Source organism: Acidicapsa borealis (assembly GCF_059115245.1).
Window position 1 is genome coordinate 5706640 of the sequence record NZ_JCACNY010000001.1, and the last position, 20513, is coordinate 5727152.

Genomic DNA, 20513 nt, shown 5'->3' on the forward strand with positions numbered 1-20513 from the left:
CGAGCCTAATTTACGACCGGAATGGTCTTCGTGACGGCAATATCCGCCGAAGACCTTCCGATCTGAATCTCGACCGGCTCTGCTTCCACCACCCAGCGATTGCCGGCCTCATCCCAGTACGCCAGATCGCTCGCCTTCACCGCGAAGCTCACCTGCTTTGTCTGCCCATGGGCTATGGCCACGCGTTCAAAGCCCTTCAACTCCTTGATCGGCCGCTCGACCTTTGAGCCGAGATGCCGCACATACAGCTGCACCACCTCGTCGCCGTCGCGCGACCCGGTGTTGGTCACGTCGACGGTGCAGGTCACTTCGCCGCCGGCCTTCAACGTATCGGAGTTCAGCTTCAGGTTGGCGTATTTGAAGCTCGTATAGCTCAGCCCGTAGCCAAAGGGATAGAGCGGCGCACTCTTGAGATACATATACGTCCGGCCATGGCGCAGGTTGTAGTCCAGCATCGGGGGCAGTTGCTCTTCGGACTTCACCCAGGTCTGGACCAGCCGCCCCGCCGGGTTGTAATCGCCGAAGAGCACATCGGCCACCGACGTTCCCTCGTCCTGCCCATTATGCGACGTGTGCAGAATCGCAGGCACGTGCTCCTGCGTCCAGTCGATGGCAAACGGCGCGCTCGCTACCAGCACCACCACCGTCTTCGGATTCACCGCATAGACCTTCTTGATCAGTTCCTCCTGCGCCAGCGTCAGCGATTGGCGGTCGCTGCTCTCCATGCCTTCACCCGGCACGGCACATGCAGCCGCCGGGGCAATGCTGCTCATCAGGCTCCCCAAAAGCTGTTGCGGCGTCCGTCCGCAGGTCGGGTTGTTCCCAACAACCACCACGGCAACCTCGGCTGTCTTCGCCGCTTTCAGCGTCTGCGCGTCGGTGTCGTCCAGCCCGGTCATGACAGCCGTCGAAGGCGCAACCGTCTTGCGAATCGCATCCAGCACCGTGACCGTATACGGCGGCTGGCCGCCATAGAAATCCGGCAGGACTGCCTTGGCGAGCGGACCCACCACGGCAATCGACTTCAGCGTCTTCCGGTCCAGCGGCAGGAAATTCTTGTCGTTCTTCAGCAGCACAATCGACTCATGCGCAACCTTGAGCGCAATGGCATGATGCTCCGCCGAATCGACCGGGTTCGGCTGCCCTTTCACCTTCGAGTAAGGCACCTGATCCGGCGGGTCCAGCAGGCCGAGACGGAACTCCACCCGCAGGCTTCCGCGCAGGGAGTTATCCAGATCCTGTTCGGTAATCAGCTTGTCGGCAAGCGCTGATTTCACCGCCGCCTTCCAGTCCTCGCCAATGGTCAGGAACATCCCGATGCCCGCCTTCATCGCCGCCGCCGTGGCATGTTCGAGGTCGGGATACGCCTTGTGCGCAGCCACCATGTTCTGCAACGAACCCGCGTCGGTCGAGATGATCCCGTCAACTCCCCACTGCTTCACCGCTAGATCTTCCAGGATCGGATTCACCGTCATCGGCACATGGTTCCACGCGTTGTACGAAGCCATGAAGGACCGCGCACCGCCTTTCTCAAATGCCTCGCGGAACGGCACCGAGTAATACTCACGCAGCAGTCGCGCATCGAAGTCCGAGGACGAGCCATAACGATTGTTCTCGTTGCTGTTGGCCAGAAAATGCTTCACCAGCGATGCCGCCTGCCAGTATTTGGGATCGTCGCCCTGAATGCCGCGAATGAACGGCACAGCCATTGCGCCGTTGAAGTAGGCGTCTTCGCCGTAACTCTCTTGGTCGCGGCCCCAGCGTGGATCGCGCGCCAGATCGGCATTCGGCGTCAGCACCACCAAAAACGACTTCGCATTCATATTGTTCTCGTGGATGTACCGCGCCTCGGAGCCGATCACCGCTCCCGCCTGGTGCATCAGATCCCGATCCCACGTACGCGCCAACCCCACCGCCTGCGGAAACTGTGTCGTCGGCGTCACCGGCGCGGCCTGGCCCTGCGTCGGGCCGGGCACGATCGACAACATACTGTAGATCGGTCCGCCCAGCACAACACCGCTCAGCGCCTCTCCGATCGGCGTCCCGGGAAGACCCAGCCGCGGAGAAACCACGCCACTCGTGTCCAGGCTGTTGATCTTCTCCTCAACCGTCATCAGCGACAGCACATTGTCGATGCGCTTTTCCAGTGGCAGCGACGGGTCCTGAAATGGATAGTGGGACGTGGACGGCGCCTGTGCCGTGAGTGCAACAGACGAGGCAAGCAGGATCAAGCTTGAGATCGGAGTGAGTTTCAAAGCGCGGCCCCCGGATATCGGCAGTTTCAGAACTGCCAACTTATAACAGAAAGCGCCGAGGCTCGCCCCGGGGCCTCCTTACAGCAAAGGCCGATTCAGCTCTGTCCGCCATTCCGTTGGGTCCGGGCTGGATTCTGGCCCGACCGTATACCGCTCCCACAGATCCGGCGCTTCCGCCAGATCCTGTCCGGCAATCCACCGCTCGAACTCGCCCCATCCCGCGCCCAGCCTGGCGTAGTCGCCGCTGTAAACCGTCCGCGCCACCTTCATCGCCGGCCAAATGCCCGCCTGCACTCGTCCCATCGGCTCGATCTGCGTAGCGACGGGAACGCAGATCTCGAAATCGAAGGTTACGGCTGGCACGTGGAAATGATGGGTGAACCACGGTCCAGCGGCTTCCACACCCTGCGCCGCCAGTGCTGCGTTGACCTCCATCAATCCGGAGCCCATGACGTTCCGCACCTCCGAGCTCGGCACGGTCAGGTGAAGAAATGCATAGGGCTGTGGGCTCGTCTGGACGATCTGCGGGGTCTCGATCATAGGAAAGGTTTCCTTTCGGACTCACGCGGAATACTAACCGAATTCACCGGAAAGGTGATTCCAACTCGCCGGTTTCTCATGAGCCGTAAAGCTGAGTCGTACCTCAAATGAAAAAGGTAACTCGCTTTTGAAAATTACCTTGTTTCTGATGACTCAATTTTGAACACTTTCGATTGCTTTGGTTCCTAAGCCTCTTTATTTTCAGAATTTACAACTTCCGTGCTTGACGACCCTGTATTGCCATAGGCATACTCCCACTTTGTATTTGCCGGGAGAATCTTCCCCCCTCTTCTGGCAGGAGCTGCATTCCATGGATCTCATTTTGTTGCGTGTTCTCTTCGTTGGCCTGGTTACTGTTATCTGTTTTTTCCTAAAGCCATTCGGAGTCTCCGGCCCAATCGCGGCCGGGTGTGGTGCCGCTGCTTCGGCTGCCGTCATCGTCTTTGAGCTGCGGGTACGCGCTCTCAACCTGCGCCGCCTTATCGGTGCAGTTACCGGTTCCGTGCTCGGCATTTTCGGCGCATCGCTCTTCTGTCTAGTACTTCGATCAGCCCTCCCCGGCGGACCCACCTCCGCTGCTATCCAGGTTTTTGTCCTGCTGCTGATGACCTACGTAGGCCTGTTAGTCGGAACCAGCAAAGGCGAGATGCTCAATCCCGCCGCACTGGGCACCGTCTTCTCCGGTGAAAAAGTGACCAGGAAGAGCTTCAAGGTCCTCGACACATCGGTCATCATCGACGGGCGCATTGCCGACGTGGCCGACACCGGCTTCATGGACGGCATCTACGTGATCCCCGAATTCGTCCTGCGCGAGTTACAAGTTGTCGCTGACTCGACTGACAGCTCCAAGCGCCAGCGCGGCCGCCGCGGCCTGGACATGCTGCAACGCATGCAGTCCAACACCAACCTGCAGATCCAGATCGTTCCCGACGACTTCCCTTCGATCAAGGAAGTGGATCTCAAACTGCTCGAATTGGCGAAAAAGTGGGATGCCAAGGTCGTCACCAACGACTTCAACCTGAACAAAGTTGCGCAACTCCACCGCGTGGAAGTGCTCAACGTGAACGACCTGGCCAACGCGCTCAAGCCCGTTGTACTGCCCGGCGAGAAGATGAACATCCTCATCCTGAAAGAGGGTAAGGAGTACAACCAGGGCGTCGGCTATCTCGATGACGGCACGATGGTTGTCGTGGACCACGCCCGTCGCGTCATCGGCCGCAACGTCGAGATCACCGTCACCAGCGTGCTGCAAACGGCCAGCGGCAAGATGATCTTTGGCCGCATCGACGAAAACGCGCCTCGCGGCGATGGCTCGCGCACGGAAACAGCCCGCACGGCAGCAGTCGCTGAATTCACACACTAAACTCCATCGAATCTCCACGAAGGGGAGTTATTCTTGGGAAACATCCGAGGATAACTCCCTTTCATGCGTCCATTCCTTTCTCCTCAAAAAGTCGTATCCCTCCTGCTGCTCACATCGTCCTGTGCCGCATTCCTCCATGGACAGGCCCCGATTCCCTCCGCAGCGTTCAGTGAAACCTTGAACGCAGAATTCACCCGCGGCGAGTACAACCCAAAATATCCTGCGGAAAGTCACTGGATGGACGGCGGAAATCGCTATACCGTTCTGGAGCCGTCCCCGGAAATCAAGGACGCGTCCGATCTCGCCGCCTACGACACAGCGACCGGCGCCCGCGCTGTTCTGGTCACAGCAAAGCAACTGATCCCGACGGGAGCGAAGGAGCCGCTGTCGCTCGATGACTACTCCTGGTCGGCGGATAACAAGCTGCTGCTCATCTTCACCCATGCGCAGAAGGTCTGGCGGCTTCGCACGCGCGGTGATTATTGGGTTCTGCGCGTGGCAGACGGCAAGCTGAGCCACATCGGCGCGGCTGCTCCGGCGACTTCGCTCATGTTCGCGAAGTTCTCCCCGGATAGCCAGTCCGTGGCCTATGTTAGCCAGAACAATATCTTCGTCGAGAGCCTCGCTACCGGAGCCGTTACGCAACTCACCCACGATGGCTCGTACGAGATCATCAATGGCACGACGGACTGGGCTACAGAAGAGGAATTCGGCCTCCGCGACGCCTTCCACTGGAGCCCTGATTCGAAGTCGATCGCCTACTGGCAGTTCGACCAGAGCGGCGTGAGCGAGTACACACTGATCAACGACACCAAGGCGAAGTATCCAGAGCTCTTCCATTACAAATATCCGCAGCCTGGCGGGACCAACGCTTCAGTTCGTGTCGGCGTTGTCTCGGCAACAGGAGGCGACACGCTCTGGATCAAGCTTCCCGGCGACCCACGCAACAACTACATCCCTCGTATGGAGTGGATTCCGTCTTCTGACTCAGATTCTGCAGGCAAACGCGCCGATTCAACCGATTCGGGCGGCTTGATCCTGCAATACCTGAATCGGCTCCAGAATGACAATCAGGTCTATGTTGCAGACACCCGCAGCGGAACTCCGCAGAAGGTCTTTGAAGACAAAGATCCAGCGTGGGTGGATACTGTCGATGCCTTTGAATGGCTCTCCGGCAAATGCACCACCTGCCAGTTGCCGCAGCCGAAGCTCGATTTCCTATGGCTGAGCGAGCGCGATGGCTGGCGTCACGCTTATCGTGTACCTCTTTCCGGCGGGCAACCGAAGCTCATTACCAACTTCTCCGCAGACGCCATCGAAGAAGTCTCCGTCGATGAGGAGAACGGATGGTTCTACTTCATCGCGTCTCCTGAAAATCCGACGCAGCGCTACCTTTACCGCTCCCGCCTCAACGGCACTGGAGCGCCCGAGCGCATCACTCCGGCAAACGAGCCGGGAACGCACAGTTACTACGTCGCGCCCGGCGGAAAATATGCGCTGCATAGCTACTCAAGCGCCAGCCATCCACCGATATTTGACGTAGTCGAACTGGCGACACACAAGGTTCTCCGCACCGCCATCGAAAACCAGGACCAGGTTGCCAAGGACAACGGCATCGATCCCAATCCCGTGGAGTTTTTGGACACGCCTGTTTCCGGAGGCGAGCCGGGCGAAAAGGTGAACCTCAGTACCTTTTTCATCAAGCCGCCCAACTTCGACCCCGCGAAGAAATACCCCATGATCGTCCACGTCTATTCAGAGCCAGCGATGGACATCGTGCTCGACGACTGGAGCTATACCTTCCATAAAGTCATCGCGCGGGAGGGCTACATCGTCGTCGGCTTTGATAACGAAGGCACGCCCGCGCCGAAGGGGCGAGCCTGGCGCAAATCCATCTATGGCAACATCGGCGTACTTTCGTCAAAACAGCAGGACGAGGCCATCGCCGAATTCGCTAAAGAGCATCCCTACGTCGATACCTCGCGCATCGGCATGTGGGGCCACAGCGGCGGCGGCTCCGCCACGCTCAACCAGATGTTTCGCTATCCCGGTCATGTCGCAGCAGGAGTAGCCATCGCACCCATGCCGGACCAGACGCTCTACGACACCATCTATCAGGAACGCTACATGGGCCTGCCCGCCACTAACGCCAAGGGCTATCACGATGGTTCGCCGGTCAACTTTGCCGAAGGGCTGACCGGGCATCTGCTCATCATTCACGGCTCGGGCGACGACAATGTTCATTTCCAAGGGACGGAGATGCTGGTCGACAAGCTGGTAGCGCTGGGCAAGCCCTTCGACTTTATGGACTACCCGAATCGCACCCACGACCTCAGCGAAGGCGAAGGGACATTGCAGCACCGCTTCACGCTGATGATGCGCTTCTTCGAGCAATACGTTCCGCCGGGACCGAAATAACGGGACGTTCTGCGACCGATCTGCCGCAAACCGCTAAAATGGAGGAGTAGATTCAGCATTCTGCTTTTCCTGACAGGAACCACATGACCGCATTGAAGACCGCCCTCACTGATTCGATCCAGATTGCCGCCACCAAGGCTGGCCTGCAGCTCATCTCGACCACCGAGGGCAAGGATTTCCACGGCGAACCTACGGCTGTTTTTGAGTTGGCGCCGATCGCCAATCCCGGCCGCACGCTGAAGCTGGAGTTGAGCCACGAGTTCGACTTCAACAAGCCTGACCTGCTTCCGGCAATCACCCAGCATCTGGCGGAAGAAGCCAAGCGTCTGCGGAATCCCCGCCCCGATGCATACGTGACCCTCGAAGGCCTGCCGCTTTCCTTCCGTAATTTCCGCTGGCCGTTCCATCGCTCTACTTCGGGCGCGGATACGTATATCGTCCACGGCGAGATCTACCTGGAAGACGGCACGAACTCACCACTGCATGCCAAGATTTCCATGTCCATGACCGTGACCTTTGCGGAGATCGTGCCCGCTCCTGAGCAGCCCTACGCGGAGACCTTCCTCTACAACGCCGCGCGCAAGACCATTGACATGGGGCAGCTTGAACTGGTGAAAAGCGGCAATCGCCAGCCCGTTCCGGTGACGACGCGCTACTACAGCCGCTGGCAGAAGAAGTTCATCTTTACGGATACCAACGACGCAGCGCGCCTCGAGTACCTGCTGCTGAAGACCTACTGGCTCTCCGGCGTGCTCGGTGGCGGCCAGCCGGTCTGGATTGCCGACCCGCGCGACGCGCAATACCTGAACACGACCGAAGCCGACCTGTTGCGCATGGCAGCGGACGAAGCCGGACAGGGCCTGCTGACGCTCACCGGCGAATATGCCGCGGCGACTCCGCTGCTGATGGCTCGCGCAGACGAGTTCCGCGCTCGCATGGACAAGGCCCTGGCGCTGACCAAGCCGACATTCAATGAAGAGATGCGCGCCGGCCACGCCAATATGTGATTCTTGCGTTGCAAACAAATAAGGGCTGCCCTCGCGGACAGCCCTTATTTGTTGGAACGGGTTACAGTATCAGTCCCCTGCAACTCCTGAGAACTGATCCGCATTGCTGAGAGTAGGCTCTTCACTCGGCCTGACTTCGAGTCGTTGAACTCCGCTTGACTGCCATAGTCTCCATGCTCCGATGCTGAAAGCTCCCATTCCCAGCAGCGTCTCATAGATTCCATGCAAATGCGGATTGAGGACGACAAATGGAACGACCAGCGACGGCAGGAATCTCACCACCATAAACGCGAGCACCCGGTCAGTCTTCAATCCGTAGATCCAGAGTACAAAACCAGCAGCCAATGCGATATCGACGTCATACTGCATCTGCCTTGGGTTAACCAGGACGATGGACAGCACCACCAGCGCCAGCCATACGCCGTTCGAGGCCAGTCCGTTCGATTCCGATCCGTTCAAGCCGTGATAGCAATTACGATCGAGCCGCCTGCGCAAGAGAAACATCATTGCCAGCACGGCAAGAGCGAATATGCCCGCAACCACGTAGGCTGCCGTGCCAGCGCCCACGCGGCGGTTGTGGTGGTAGGTTGCTACAATTCCGAAAATTCCGTACCCGTACTGCTGCTGGACCAGGATTCCCTGCTGCAGGGACCACTGGTAGCCGGCATAAAGATCAGGCCACATCCTCTTCTCGGCCAGATTCATGGCAACCACGGCAACGCCGCAGCCGATGCTGCGCAGCCATTGCCGCTTACCGGCCAGGAGCGGCAAAAGAAGCAGGGAGAGAAACGTGATTTTGATACAGGCGGCAAGAAAAACGGCGAAATAGAACCATGCCCAGCGGTTGCGGCGAAGGCCCGGAACCGCGGCTAAGAATGCCCCACAGTACAGAATCGACGCGATATTCATGCTGCAGAGTGCCAGCACCCCGGTGAATCGCGGCGAAGCGAAAAACAGCAGCAATGCAAAGAGCGGGCTAAGCCAGCGTTGGCGGAAGAAGTACCGGGCCAGCACCAGCGGCAGAGCGCAGGTGGCAACGATCTCGAGGACGACATACAAAGTCTCTCCCCAACCAGCAGGCACCGGCAGGGAAAGCAGCCTGGCAAGATAGAGAAAAAAAGGTGGGTAGAGAAAATACAGGGGCGCCATCGAGGCGTCGTAGGGGCTGTGTCCGGCGAGCCATGTCCGCACGGCATTGGCGTAGACGGGGAGATCTTCCAGCCACCAATCCGCCAGGTCGCTGCGATGCAGCAACCAGAACACTACAACCGCGATGCCAAAGAAGGCTGCAATTGTCCAGTTATTCGGCTTGGGATAGGGAAGCGCCGAGTCCCGGCGGGTCGTTCGATCTTGCAAGGGTTCTCCGGGAGGAAGAAGGGCTCCTACCAGTATCCATGAAGGAAAATTCAGGGGCAATGAATTAATTATTTTCTAGAAATTAGTTTTCTTCAGGAAGGAAGCCTCCGCCGCCGAAAGTTCGTGAAAAGAAGTTTCGGCGGAGCGAGTAGGTTAGCCCAGCTGGGTTCCGCAGCTGGTGCAGAAGCGGGCTCCGGGCGGGTTGGTCTGCTTGCAGTTGCTGCAGGCCTGGTGGGTTGTTTCCACGACGGCGGTTGTCTGGCCCGGGTATGCTGCTGCGTAGCCTGGCTGGGCGTAGGCGTACGGTGCGTAGCCGGCAGCGGGCCAGCCGGGATATGCGGCTGAGGCCGGGACGGGAATGCCCAGGTTGGCGGCGATCATGGCGGCCTGGAAGGCGTTGTACTCGCGCACGCGGCCAGGCATGAAGAAGCATTCGATCAGGCCCAGCAGTGCGGGAATGCCGGTCCAACAGATGCAGATGTAGAAGATGCCGAGGCCGTTCCGGCCAACGTAGAAGTGGTGGATCCCGAAGCAGCCGAGGAAGATGGCGAGCAGGACGCCGACGACTTCATCGCGGCGGACGGTCTGATACTGGGCCTCGAAAATGGCCTGCGGATTGTCATATGTGTAGCTGCTCATCGGACTGCCCTCCTGCTTTCTTACTTCTTTTCTATACGGATCAGCAGGCAATGCGGTTCATTTACCGGTTCTGAGATGGCTTGAATAGCGAAAAAATGGAGAATGAGGGGGGGAGGGGTATTTATTTTTCCGCCGGCACGTTTCGCCTTGTAACGGCTTGCTCGCGCTTATTATGCGCCTTTTGATCTTAATTATGTGCAAGGCAAATCGAGGTTTTTTACGGTCCGCTTGCGACCACCCTCGAAAGCTATAATCCTGCCCATGAGTACGCCTTCCCCTGCCGATGAAATCAACTCGCTGCGCGAGCAATTACGCCATCACGAGTACCAGTATTACGTCCTCGATGACCCCAAGGTAAGCGACCAGGAATACGACACGCTGATGAACCGGCTGAAGGCGCTGGAGGCGGAGAATCCTGAGCTGCTGACGACCGATTCACCGACGCAGCGAGTGATGGGACGCGCGGCGGAGGGTTTTCAGAAGGTGGCGCATTCGCGGCCGATGCTTTCGCTGGATAACGCCTACAACGAGGAAGAGTTGCGGGACTGGGACCGGCGGGTGCATGAGCTGGCGGGGTCATTGCCGGTGAAGTATGTGGCCGAGCTCAAGCTGGACGGGCTTTCGCTGGCGCTCCACTACGAGGTGGATGCGAAGGGCGATGCGCATCTGCTGCGCGGACTGACGCGAGGCGATGGGCAGATTGGTGAGGATGTCACGACGAACGTTCGGACGATTCGCAGCGTGCCGCTGAGCATTCCGAGGGCGACGCTGGCGAAGACTGATCTTGCGGGGCAGGCGGCGTGGGAGGTTCGCGGCGAAATCGTGATGCCGCTGGCTACGTTCAAGAAGGCGAATGAAGAGCGGGTAGCGGCGGGGCTTGCTCCGGCTGCCAATCCCCGGAACTTTGCAGCGGGAACTCTAAGGACGCTAGATACGAAGGTGGTTGCGGGACGGCGGCTGGATTTTTACGGGTACTTTCTCGTGGTCAATGGCGAGTACAACCCGGCGGGGCAGCATGCGACGCTTGAAACGCTGACGGCGCTGGGGTTCCGGGTGAATCCGCACCGCGACACGTTTACCACGGTCGATCAGATTCTCGCGTTTCTGGCGAAAGTGGAGGAGACGCGCGAGGGTCTGGGATACGAGATTGACGGTGTGGTGATCAAGGTGGATGCGCAGCATACGCAGCTTCGGCTGGGGTATACGGGCCGGGCGCCGCGCTGGGCGATTGCGTACAAGTTCACGGCTCGGACAGCGGTTACGCAGGTGCGGGAGATCCAGATCACGGTGGGGCGGACGGGCAAGCTGACGCCGCTGGCGGTACTGGTTCCGGTGATCGTGGGCGGGGTGACGATTACCAACGTTGGCCTGTTCAACGAGGACGAAGTGGCCCGGCTGGGGATCAAGGCGGGGAGCTGGGTTGTGGTGCAGCGGGCGGGGGACGTAATCCCGAATATCCAGAGCGTAGTGGTCGATGCGGAGCACCCGGAGAGCGATCAGGTCTTTGTGATGCCGGACAAATGCCCGGTGTGCCATACGCCGGTGGAGCATACCGAGGGCGAGGTGGACACGTACTGCATCAACATCGACTGCCCGGCGCGGCTGTGGGGATCGCTGGTGTACTTCGCCGGGCGCGGGGTCATGAACATCGAGGGGATGGGCGAAGTACTGGCGAGCCAGCTGCTCGATTCCGGCCTGGTGAAGTCGCTCTCCGATGTGTACACGCTGACCGAGGAACAGCTGCTTTCGCTGGAGCGCGTGGGAAAGAAGTCGGCGCAGGCGCTGCTGGCGCAGATTGAGCGATCGAAGCAGGCGGGGTTGGCACGGGTGCTGATGGGGCTGGGGATTTCGTTTGTGGGCGAGCGGACAGCGGAGCTGCTGGCTTCGGCGTTTGGGGACATGGATGATCTGGCGAACGCCTCAATGGACGACCTGCAGCGGGTGCAGGAGGTGGGCCCGAAGGTGGCTACGGCTGTCTTTGACTTCTTCCAGAACGAGCAGAACCGCGCTCTGGTCGCCCGATTCAAGGAACTGGGCCTCAAACTGACCGCCGAGAAGAAGGTGAAATCTACGCAACTTGAGGGGCTGACGTTTGTGCTGACCGGGACGTTCCCGACTCTGAGCCGCGAGGAAGCCAAGGAGAAGATCGAGGCGGCGGGCGGCAAGGTTTCGGGGTCGGTCAGTAAGAAGACAAATTACGTTGTTGCGGGCGAGGAAGCGGGGAGCAAGCTGACGAAGGCGCAGGAACTGGGTGTGCCGGTGATCGACGAGGCTAAGCTGTTCGAGTTGATGGCGGTGCAGAGCGCTGCTGAAGGAGACGGGAATTGAAGCGAATCTTCTGCAAAGTCATGGCGGGTGTCGCACTTGGGATTGCGACGGTCGGCGTTCATGCGCAGGATCCGGTGAAGGCGTATCCGAATAACTACAAGCTGGTGCTGGAGAATGCGGATGTGGCCGTCTTTCGCGTGCATTACGGACCGCATGAAAAGATCGGGGTGCATGACCACTCCAACTACCCGACCGTGTATCTTTATCTCTCCGACTCAGGCCAGGTGAAGTTTACGCACGACGAGATTCCGGCCTTTGTGATGGTGCGGCCACCGGCCAAGGCTGGCGCATTTCGTGTGGCTCCGGCGCGGCCGGAGCGGCATATGGTGGAGAATCTTGGCGATCAGAGCTCTGAGTTCCTGCGCGTCGAGCTGAAACGGCTTCCACTGAAGGATGTGCAGAAGCCGGTGCGAGGTCCGGTGCCGGAGCCGTTGAAGGCTGGCGGTACCGATGAGTTCACCAGCTCTGAGCTGCTGATCCGTCGGCTGGTTTGCGCTGCCGGGAAACCGTGCAGTGAGCCGCCGACAAAGGGACCCACGCTGCTGGTGGCGATCTCTTCACTGAAGGCTTCGTTCGCGGGCGGTCAGCACTCGATGAAGAACGGCGATCTGCAGTGGGTGGATGCGCCGGGGACGCTGGCGATCGAGACGGCTTCGGCAGCTTCGGCGGCGCCGGCGCATTTGCTGGAGATTGAGCTGATTGGACCGGGGAAGTAGTTCGTCCGCGATCAGGCTTTTGGGTTACGCTACCACGAGCCTTACTGTGATGTCGGCGGTGTCGGTGAACGTGGTCTCGTTTTCGCTCGACGGCTTGAAGCCCTGGCTGCGCAGACTTGCCGCGACGCGGGCGACTTCCTCTGAATTTGGCAGCACCAGTTCCCAGAAGAGCAGGCGAGCGTCTTTGGCGCCGGCCGGCGGCGAGCCTGCTGCCCAGATGTTGAGGCCTACGTGGTGGTGGTAGCCTCCGGCGGAGGTGAAGAGAGCCGTGGGGATCTGCACGGTGATTTCCAGGCCGAGGCCTTTGACGTAGAAGTTTTCGGCTTCTTCGAGGTTGCCGACGTAGTGGTGAACGTGGCCTACTGTGGTTCCCGCGGGTGCGCCTTGCCATTGGATCGCTGGGTTGGGGGATTCGGCTGCAAGTTCGTCAAAGCGGACGGCGGTGGTGCCCATTCTCAGCGATGTACCGGCGTAGGACCACTGGCTGCGCGGGCGGTCGGCGTAGACTTCGACTTCGAGGCCGTCGGGGTCGACGAGATAGAGTGCTTCGCTGACTGCGTGGTCGCCGGCGGCGAAGGGGACTCTGTACTTCCAGAGGTGCTGGACGAAGCGGCTGAGGTCGGCTCGGGTGGGGAGCAGAAAGGCTGTATGGTAGAGGCCGAGGCGGCTTCTTGCGGCGATGGGGAGGATGCCGGGCTGTTCTTCGAGTTCGAGAAGGATGCGGGTATCGCCGTGGGGGCCGAGTTGGGCGACGGTTTCGCTCTGGTTGAGGACGGCTAGGCCGATGATGTCGCGGTAGAAGGCGACGGAGCGGGTCAGATTCGAGACGGCGAGGCGGACTTTGCCAATGTGGGTCGAGGCCGGGAGGCGGTTTTGCACGCTTTCAGTGGCTTGATCGGTGGTGGGGTTCATGGGCGCCTCGAAACAATACTTGTGAGAACAAGTATTCGATTCAGTGCATAGCAAAGAGATTCACGGAGACGGACCGGGCCTAAAGGCCGTCTCTTAAGTGGCGGCAGTTCCGGGGGCTGAAGCCCCCGGCTCCCTCCGGAGGAACTCTATATCCTGGCTTCGCAACGAACGCTTCTAGCTGGCTTTGACTGAGGTGGCTTTGTCGTTGGAGAAGCTGACGGTCCAGGTTTTGGGGCCGGCGTGGTAGGTGATGGTGCGGTTGCCTGCGTCCTGCGAGTCGGTCTCGATCTTGGCGCCTACGGCCATTCTGGTTTGGAGCTCGTTCATGCCGACGGTGGGGGTGTGGGCTTTGATGGCGTCCCAGGTGGGTTGCGGCCAGTTGTCGTAGATCTTCTGCGGCGGGTCGTAGTAGAAGAGCTCGTCGGCGAGGATGGTCTCGTTGGGGCCGTCGGTGGCGCCTACGGGAGCGGCGAAGGTGCCGTCGGTGCCATCCAGGGTGAAGACGGCGAGGTACTGCTTTGTGCCATGGGCGACGCGGTCGTCGATCTTGGCGGGAACGCTGGCCTTAATCAGCTTGGTGATGTTGATCTTCGCGGCCGGGGGGAGTTCGCCGGCGCGCTTGTCCCATTGGACGGAGCTGCCGCTATAGGGAAAGTAGGGCAGGACGTAGCCTGCTTTGATCCAGGCTGGTTTGCCTTCGAGAGCGTCCTTGGCATCGGTGAAGTTGGTGGCGTAGCGCAGGCGAACGACGGCGAGCTCGTCCTGGGTCATCTTCGGTTCCTGGTTCTTTTTGCCGAGGACGCCGGGGTCCTGGCGGGATTTGAAGACGAAAAAGAGATACACGCCGCCGATGAGGACGACGACCAGGAATGCAAGGATAGCTTTCTGCCAATTCTTCATCTCAATCCCCTTGAGTTATGACTTTGCCGCGAACATGGCCTTGATGCCGCGCAGGGCCTGGCGGGTTCGTTCTTCGTTTTCGATGAGCGAGAAGCGCACGTGGCCGTCGCCGTATTCGCCGAAGCCGATGCCGGGGCTTACGGCGACCTTGGCGTCGGTCAGCATGAGTTTTGAAAATTCCAATGAACCGAGGTGACGGAACTTCTCCGGAATCTGGGCCCACAGGAACATGGTCGCCTTTGGCAGCGGGACGTGCCACCCAATTTTGTTCAGTCCTTCGACTAAAACGTCGCGGCGCTTGCGGTAGGTTTCACAGATTTCGCTGACGCAGGCCTGGGGGCCTTCGAGGGCGAGGATGGATGCGACCTGAATGGGGGTGAAGGTGCCGTAGTCGAAGTAGCTTTTGAGGCGGCCGAGGGCGTTGACGAGGGTCTGGTTGCCGACCATGAAGCCGACGCGCCAGCCGGGCATGTTGTAGCTCTTGGAGAGGGTGAAGAACTCGACCGCAACGTCTTTTGCGCCGGGGACCTGGAGGACGCTGGGCGGCTTGTAGCCGTCGAAGGCGATGTCGGCGTAGGCGAGGTCGTGGATGAGGTAGAAGCCGTATTCGCGGGCCATTTCAACGAGGCGGGCGAGGAAGGGCAGCTCGACGCACTCTGTCGTCGGGTTCGACGGGAAATTGACGATCAGCGCCTTGGGCCGCGGGGTCATGCGGGGGATGAGGCTTTCGAGTTCGGCGAGGAACTGGGCCTGATTGTGGATGGGCACGCTGACGACGTGTGCGCCGGCGATGACCGGGCCGTAGATGTGGATGGGGTAGCTGGGATTGGGGACAACGACTGTGTCGTTGGAATCGAGAATCGCGAGGCAGAGGTGGGCGATGCCCTCTTTCGAGCCGATGGTGACGATGGTTTCGGTGGCCGGGTCGAGATCGACGTCGTAGCGGGTCTTGTACCAGTTGGCGATGGCGCGGCGGAGGCGCGGGATGCCTTTCGAGACCGAGTAGCGGTGGGTGACCGGCTTCAGGGTCGCCTCGATCATCTTGTCGACGATGTGCTTGGGAGTGGCGCCGTCGGGGTTGCCCATGCCAAAGTCGATGATATCTTCGCCGCGGCGGCGGGCGGCTACTTTCATCTCCCCGGTGATGTTGAAGACGTACGGGGGCAGCCGCTTGATTCTTGAGAATTCTTCCATCTGGTTATCGTAAATTGCCGGCGCTGGAACTCATGCCTGCTTTAGGGTTCAAAAAGCCCTTGCATAATGCAGCTTTTTTTCGTCGTAGTCGAATTTCACCAGTCCGTCGCGGTAATCGATGTGGATGGTCGTCATTTCAAGCGTACGAGCTCCTAAAAAGCCGGAAACTTCCAAACCAATGTTCTTGCTGATCTGGGAGGTGTCGAAGGAGGGTACTTGGCGGATCGTCTGCGCAAGGTGTTCGAACTTGAAGGTGATTTCATTAGCCTCGTAAACTTTGTTGACCTTGCCGCTTAGACCACGCACCTGACTGTCGTAGTCGGAGTGGACCTTGGTGACCTCGCGCGCCGCTTCCGGAGAGATGCTAGTTGCCCATGCCCCGGTATCCAGGATGAATAGCTTGACCTTGGAGTCATTGAGACCGACGGGAAGCATCAGGGAATGGCCGACGCGATAGACCGGAGTGTAATCCTTCATTTCAGGCGCAATATACCGGTTGAAGGGGCCTTTGGGGGCTGTGGGTTTGGGCTTGGCGGGCTCAGATGGATGGCGGAAGTCCGGCGCGGCAGCCGAAGCCGACTCCGGGTTCTTTGTTCCTCCGTCTGATGCAGGGCCGGAGCCGCTCTTGGCGGCATCCAGATCGTCAGCGGAGCTGGTACCCAATGATGGAGCCACGACGGCTTCCCCGGGCCTCGGCGGCAGAGGGCCGAGCATGAGCTTTCTGCCGGGATAGTCGAGTGTAACTAGGAATTTCCCCAGAACGTCCATTCCAATGAGGCCGTCAATGTCCATCATGCGGCTGTTTTCAACGACGCGAACGGCACAGTCGTGGAACTCCAGTCCGCCGATCTGGATGGACTCGGCGAAGGCTGTGTATCCAGACTTTCGACCCTGATCACCTATGCCGCCAATGTCGGATTCCGAGAAGGGCTTGAGTCCCGCATGATCGGCTACGCTTTTGCTCACGATCAATCCACCGGCACCGGTATCGATCTCCAGCCGCGCCTTGTGTTGATTGAGTTTGACATCGAGTCCGAACGAACGGATGTGAGTGGGGTCATACATGAGCAAGGCAAATGGAATCACTGTCGAAGCTTCGTTCGAAGCCAGGCGGCACGGCTTATGTGACTCCGCAGAGCTTTTCTTCATGTGGTCGAGGTAGAGCCGCATGCTACGCCGCTCTTCTTCATCGTCGCCAGTGGCTGAGGCTAAATACTTTTCCATTTCTGCGATGCGGTCGCGTAGCGGCAGAGTACCGATCCATTCGGCGCGGATGTCTGGATCGTAGGCATCAAGCTGATGGGCGAACTTGAGTTGCGACTGCGCTGTTGCGTATTGGGAATTCATTTCAGCGAATCGTGCGAAGACCATATGCAATCGCGGCAGGCAAATATCGGCATCCTGCGCCGCTTGCAAGGTCGGGCCAACTTCCCATGGAAGTCCAGATCGTAACTGGACTTCTGCCTTGGCCGTCAGTAGCACTGCCGTAGCTTTCTTGTCAGAGCTGTTGGCTTTGAGTGCAGCCTCGACCGCATCGACCGCATCCTTGGTGTTTTGCTGACGCAACAGAACGCGCACCAATCCGGCTGTCAACGCGGGATCATTCGGTTTCACGGCGAGGTCTGCCCGATAGAGTGCCGCAGCCTTTGCATAATCCGAAGAGAGGAATGCCTGTTCAGCCGCGGATGCTATGTGCTCTTTGACGATGGTGCAGCTATCTGCCATCGCAAGCTGTACGAGAGATAGAAGCATGGGTGCGAGAAGGATAGCTCTGCCAATACGCAGCTTTACCTGTGTCATCGGGCTGTCCTCAGAAGCTTTGGCAGGATGCAATTCGATCCTCGCAGTTCGGCAAAGAGTTATGGAGTCTGAAGACACACTAGCACGTGTGCCGGCGATATCTTAAGTATCAATATTGAAATTTGCTTCAACTCTAGCCCGGGCAGTGCCCAACGAATCCCGGTTGTTCCATAAAAGCCCGCTGCTGAGCCATAACTCGGCAGCGGGTCGTGTTGTGACTTACTGGATGGGGTTGCCGGAGGTGTCGGCGTAGGTTACTGGGGCCAGCTTGAGGTCTTGCAGGCTGGCGTCAATTTTGGATTTGTCGCCTACTTCGATGATCAGCAGCTGTTCGGGGTGGACTTCGTCTTTGGCGGCCTTTTCTACTTCTTCCGGTGTGACCTTGGCGTAGGCTTCGGGCAGAGTGGCGTAGTAGTCCAGCGGGCGGTCGTAGATGAAGAGGTTGGCCATGGCGGAGGCTGTGGCGTTGGTGGTTTCAAACTGCGCCGGGATGGAGTTGATGTTGGCGTCGCGCGCTGCTTTCAACTCTTCTGGAGTGGGTGGTTCGGTCTGGATGCGGCGCAGCTCGAGCATCAGTTCCTTGGTGGATGCGGCGGTGACGTCTGTCTTGACGAGGGCGCTGGCAGTGAAGGGTCCGCCTTCGCGATAGAGCGAGTAACCGGAGCGGGCGCCGTAGGTGTAGCCGTGGACTTCGCGGAGGTTCATGTTGATGCGGCTGCCGAAGCTGGCGCCAAGGGTGTAGTTCATGAGCTGCAGCGGCAGCAGGTCAGGGGTGGAGCGCGGCACGCCGATGCCGTAGGCGGTGAGCGCGGTTTGCGGTGAGCCTGGCTTGTCGACAACGACGATCTTGAGCGTGGGCGGTGCAGGCGGAGCGGGCAGCTTGAGCTCGCTGCTTACGCTGCTGGTCCATGCGCCGAAGTGCTTCTCGGCGAGTTCGCGGGCCTGTGCTTCGGTGATGTCGCCGGCCATAATGAGAGCCGAGTCAGCGGGGCCGTAGTGACCGGACCAGAAGGCCTGCAGATCGTCGCGGGTGAAGCCCTTAACGCTGTCTACTGTTCCGGTGGTGGTGAAGCCGTAAGGCTGGTCACCATAGAGCAACTTGAGACCGACACGCTGGGCAATCGATGAGACCGAATCTGACTCCTGCTGGATGCGAACCATGCGCTGCTTGCGGATGCGCTCCAGGTCTTCGGGATGGAAGGCCGGGTGGAGCAGCACGTCGGAGAGCAGGTCGAGCGCAGCGTCGCCATTGCTGTTGAGGACGGTGACGCCGGCGTTGGTTGAATCCATGCTGGCGAAGACGCCAACGCTGGTGCCGAGCTTTTCTGCGTCCTCGGCGATCTGCGTGGCCGTGCGGGTTGCGGTGCCTTCGGAGAGCATGGCTGCCGTGAAGTCGGCGAGGCCAGGCTGGGCGACAGGGTTTGCTTCGCCACCTGCGCGGGTGACCATGGTGGCGGTGAGGATGGGCAGGTTGCCGTCATGGATGAGGTAGACCTTCAGACCATTCTTGAGGGAGAAGGTGACGGGCACTGGGAGATGAAAGGTCGAGGCTGGGCCTGCTGCCGGCGGAGTCTTACGCCACTGCTGCGCGGCTTCAAACTCGGGGGTGTAGGGCTCGGTGAGCTTGGCGTCCTTGTCGGTGTCGTCGGGGCTGCGCGGAACGTCATCGACGACCTTCTTGCCAGGAACGCATGTGACGACGACGGACTGGTTCTTGTTCATGAACTTGGTGGCTGTTGCCTTGATGTCGGCGACGGTGAGTGCCTGGTAGCGTTCGAGGTCCTTCTTCAGGTAGCCGGGATCGCCGGTGTACTGGTTGTACTCGTTCATGACGTCGGCAATGCCACCGAAGCCGCCGAGACGCTGCAGGCCGGTGATGGTGCCGGTGAGGTTGGCGGTGCGGGCGGAGTCGAGCTCCTGCTGCGTTGGGCCGTCTTTCTGCAGCTTGCCTACTTCTTCCCAGAACGCGGCTTCGAGGTCGGCTACCTTGACGCCCGGCTTGGCGGTGAGCGAGCAGTACATGATGGAGGTGAGCTTGAGGGCGCGGTCATAGCAGAAAGCGGACTGAGCCATTTCGCGCTTGTGGACCAGGGACTCGTAAAGGCGGCTGGCGGAGGACTGGCCGAGAATATAGCCGGTAATCTGCGCGGACGCATCGCCGGGTGTGTAGGCGGGAGGCGTGAAGAAGGCGATGTTGACCTGGTCGAGCTTGACGGTGTCAGTGACTTCGGCGCGCCGTTGTTCCGTGATGGCCGGCGTGGGGGTGTTGGCCGCGGTGACCGGTTCGACCTTGGGGCCGGCTGGGATGGGGCCGAAATACTTGATCAGCAGCTCTTTCAACTGCGCCGGATTGAAGTCGCCGGCGATGGCGATGCTGGCGTTGTTAGGCGTGTAGAACTGCTGGTGGAAGTCGCGGACGTCGTTGATGCGTGCGGCTTCAATGTCGGCATGGGAGCCGATGACGTTGCCATAGTACGGATGGTTCTTGGGGAAGAGAAGCTGGTAGACCTTCTCCTGCGCGCCCGAATAGGGACGTCCTTCACCCTGGCGGCGTTCGTTACGGACAACGTCGCGCTGGTTGGTGAGCTTGACGCGGTCGAGACCTTCGAGCAGGAAGCCCATGCGGTCGCTCTCAAGCCAGAGAGCGGTCTCCAGCCGGTTGCTGGGCATGGTTTCGAAGTAGTTGGTGCGGTCGAAGTTGGTGGTGCCGTTCACGTCCGTTGCACCCGCTCCCTGGACGTACTTGATGTGCGCCTTTTCACCGACGTGCTCGGAGCCCTCGAACATCATGTGTTCAAACAAGTGGGCGAAGCCGGTGCGGCCTGCCTTTTCGTTCAGCGGGCCAACGTGGTACCAGAGGTCGACGGCGACGAGCGGGAGGCGGTGATCTTCGTGGGTCAGCACGACGAGGCCGTTGGGCAGGGTGTACTTCTCGTACTTGAGCTCGGGGAGCTTGAGGGCGGCGGCCTTTGCTGGCGCTTTAGCAGCCTTTGCGGGTGCCGCGACAAACGGGGTAAGTCCGAGGCAGAGGAGCGCAGCGCCAGTTGCGGTTCGCGCGGCGATGTTCAGGATCTTCATTTGGTCT

14 protein-coding genes are annotated in these 20513 nt (G+C 59.7%); 5 read left to right on the plus strand and 9 right to left on the minus strand.

The genetic code is table 11. The features are described from left to right. Window positions 1-5: 5 nt before the first annotated feature. Window positions 6-2255, minus strand: a complete 2250-nt coding sequence (locus tag AC5S27_RS23305) for a glycoside hydrolase family 3 C-terminal domain-containing protein (protein ID WP_493936954.1) — start codon at window positions 2253-2255, stop codon at window positions 6-8. A 78-nt stretch (window positions 2256-2333) separates the two neighbouring features. Then, complete coding sequence (locus AC5S27_RS23310; RefSeq protein ID WP_493936955.1) at window positions 2334-2795, minus strand: GyrI-like domain-containing protein; 462 nt, start codon at window positions 2793-2795, stop codon at window positions 2334-2336. A gap of 310 nt (window positions 2796-3105) precedes the next feature. Here AC5S27_RS23310 and AC5S27_RS23315 point away from each other — a divergent pair, with 310 nt between their 5' ends. The 3 genes from AC5S27_RS23315 to AC5S27_RS23325 all read left to right on the plus strand — a co-directional run bounded on the left by AC5S27_RS23315 (window position 3106) and on the right by AC5S27_RS23325 (window position 7583). Next, the gene (locus AC5S27_RS23315; RefSeq protein WP_493936956.1) at window positions 3106-4158 is read left to right on the plus strand and encodes a PIN/TRAM domain-containing protein; all 1053 of its coding nucleotides are present in this window, start codon (window positions 3106-3108) and stop codon (window positions 4156-4158) included. A gap of 63 nt (window positions 4159-4221) precedes the next feature. Continuing rightward, complete coding sequence (locus tag AC5S27_RS23320) at window positions 4222-6576, plus strand: S9 family peptidase (protein WP_493936957.1); 2355 nt, start codon at window positions 4222-4224, stop codon at window positions 6574-6576. An 83-nt stretch (window positions 6577-6659) separates the two neighbouring features. After that, window positions 6660-7583: a hypothetical protein gene (locus AC5S27_RS23325; protein WP_493936958.1), complete on the plus strand. Its 924-nt coding sequence runs from the start codon at window positions 6660-6662 to the stop codon at window positions 7581-7583. A gap of 69 nt (window positions 7584-7652) precedes the next feature. On the opposite strand, the gene AC5S27_RS23330 is transcribed toward AC5S27_RS23325, so the two are convergent. Together AC5S27_RS23330 and AC5S27_RS23335 are read right to left on the minus strand one after the other, a co-directional pair. Next, complete coding sequence (locus tag AC5S27_RS23330) at window positions 7653-8939, minus strand: glycosyltransferase family 87 protein (RefSeq protein ID WP_493936959.1); 1287 nt, start codon at window positions 8937-8939, stop codon at window positions 7653-7655. 153 nt (window positions 8940-9092) lie between these two features. Further along, window positions 9093-9578, minus strand: a complete 486-nt coding sequence (locus tag AC5S27_RS23335) for an NINE protein (RefSeq protein WP_493936960.1) — start codon at window positions 9576-9578, stop codon at window positions 9093-9095. Between the two features lie 261 nt (window positions 9579-9839). Here AC5S27_RS23335 and ligA point away from each other — a divergent pair, with 261 nt between their 5' ends. Both ligA and AC5S27_RS23345 read left to right on the plus strand, forming a co-directional pair. After that, the gene (ligA, locus tag AC5S27_RS23340; RefSeq protein ID WP_493936961.1) at window positions 9840-11906 is read left to right on the plus strand and encodes an NAD-dependent DNA ligase LigA; all 2067 of its coding nucleotides are present in this window, start codon (window positions 9840-9842) and stop codon (window positions 11904-11906) included. Beyond that, window positions 11903-12622, plus strand: a complete 720-nt coding sequence (locus tag AC5S27_RS23345; protein WP_493936962.1) for a hypothetical protein — start codon at window positions 11903-11905, stop codon at window positions 12620-12622. Before ligA ends, AC5S27_RS23345 begins: the two co-directional genes overlap by 4 nt. Before the next feature lie 24 nt (window positions 12623-12646). On the opposite strand, the gene AC5S27_RS23350 is transcribed toward AC5S27_RS23345, so the two are convergent. From AC5S27_RS23350 to AC5S27_RS23370, 5 genes are all read right to left on the minus strand, one after another. After that, entirely contained in the window at window positions 12647-13534 is an 888-nt protein-coding gene (locus AC5S27_RS23350; RefSeq protein WP_493936963.1) for a VOC family protein, read from the minus strand. Window positions 13535-13708: 174 nt separating this feature from the next. After that, window positions 13709-14434 (minus strand): hypothetical protein, encoded by a 726-nt coding sequence (locus AC5S27_RS23355; RefSeq protein ID WP_493936964.1) that lies wholly within the window; start codon window positions 14432-14434, stop codon window positions 13709-13711. 15 nt (window positions 14435-14449) lie between these two features. After that, on the minus strand, window positions 14450-15628 hold the full coding sequence (gene alaC / locus AC5S27_RS23360) for an alanine transaminase (protein WP_493936965.1): 1179 nt from the start codon (window positions 15626-15628) through the stop codon (window positions 14450-14452). A 48-nt stretch (window positions 15629-15676) separates the two neighbouring features. Further along, a complete protein-coding gene (locus AC5S27_RS23365) occupies window positions 15677-17428 on the minus strand; it encodes an aspartyl protease family protein (RefSeq protein WP_493936966.1) in 1752 nt (583 codons plus the stop codon). A gap of 219 nt (window positions 17429-17647) precedes the next feature. Next, complete coding sequence (locus tag AC5S27_RS23370; protein WP_493936967.1) at window positions 17648-20506, minus strand: M16 family metallopeptidase; 2859 nt, start codon at window positions 20504-20506, stop codon at window positions 17648-17650. Window positions 20507-20513: the final 7 nt, after the last annotated feature.

What these genes read in the sequence shown, in the direction of transcription:
- AC5S27_RS23310 (WP_493936955.1), bottom strand. Translation starts at nt 2,795, where the DNA reads ATGATCGAGACCCCGCAGATCGTCCAGACGAGCCCACAGCCCTATGCA.
- AC5S27_RS23315 (WP_493936956.1), top strand. Translation starts at nt 3,106, where the DNA reads ATGGATCTCATTTTGTTGCGTGTTCTCTTCGTTGGCCTGGTTACTGTT.
- AC5S27_RS23320 (WP_493936957.1), top strand. Translation starts at nt 4,222, where the DNA reads ATGCGTCCATTCCTTTCTCCTCAAAAAGTCGTATCCCTCCTGCTGCTC.
- AC5S27_RS23325 (WP_493936958.1), top strand. Translation starts at nt 6,660, where the DNA reads ATGACCGCATTGAAGACCGCCCTCACTGATTCGATCCAGATTGCCGCC.
- AC5S27_RS23335 (WP_493936960.1), bottom strand. Translation starts at nt 9,578, where the DNA reads ATGAGCAGCTACACATATGACAATCCGCAGGCCATTTTCGAGGCCCAG.
- ligA (WP_493936961.1), top strand. Translation starts at nt 9,840, where the DNA reads ATGAGTACGCCTTCCCCTGCCGATGAAATCAACTCGCTGCGCGAGCAA.
- AC5S27_RS23350 (WP_493936963.1), bottom strand. Translation starts at nt 13,534, where the DNA reads ATGAACCCCACCACCGATCAAGCCACTGAAAGCGTGCAAAACCGCCTC.
- AC5S27_RS23355 (WP_493936964.1), bottom strand. Translation starts at nt 14,434, where the DNA reads ATGAAGAATTGGCAGAAAGCTATCCTTGCATTCCTGGTCGTCGTCCTC.
- alaC (WP_493936965.1), bottom strand. Translation starts at nt 15,628, where the DNA reads ATGGAAGAATTCTCAAGAATCAAGCGGCTGCCCCCGTACGTCTTCAAC.
- AC5S27_RS23365 (WP_493936966.1), bottom strand. Translation starts at nt 17,428, where the DNA reads ATGACACAGGTAAAGCTGCGTATTGGCAGAGCTATCCTTCTCGCACCC.
- AC5S27_RS23370 (WP_493936967.1), bottom strand. Translation starts at nt 20,506, where the DNA reads ATGAAGATCCTGAACATCGCCGCGCGAACCGCAACTGGCGCTGCGCTC.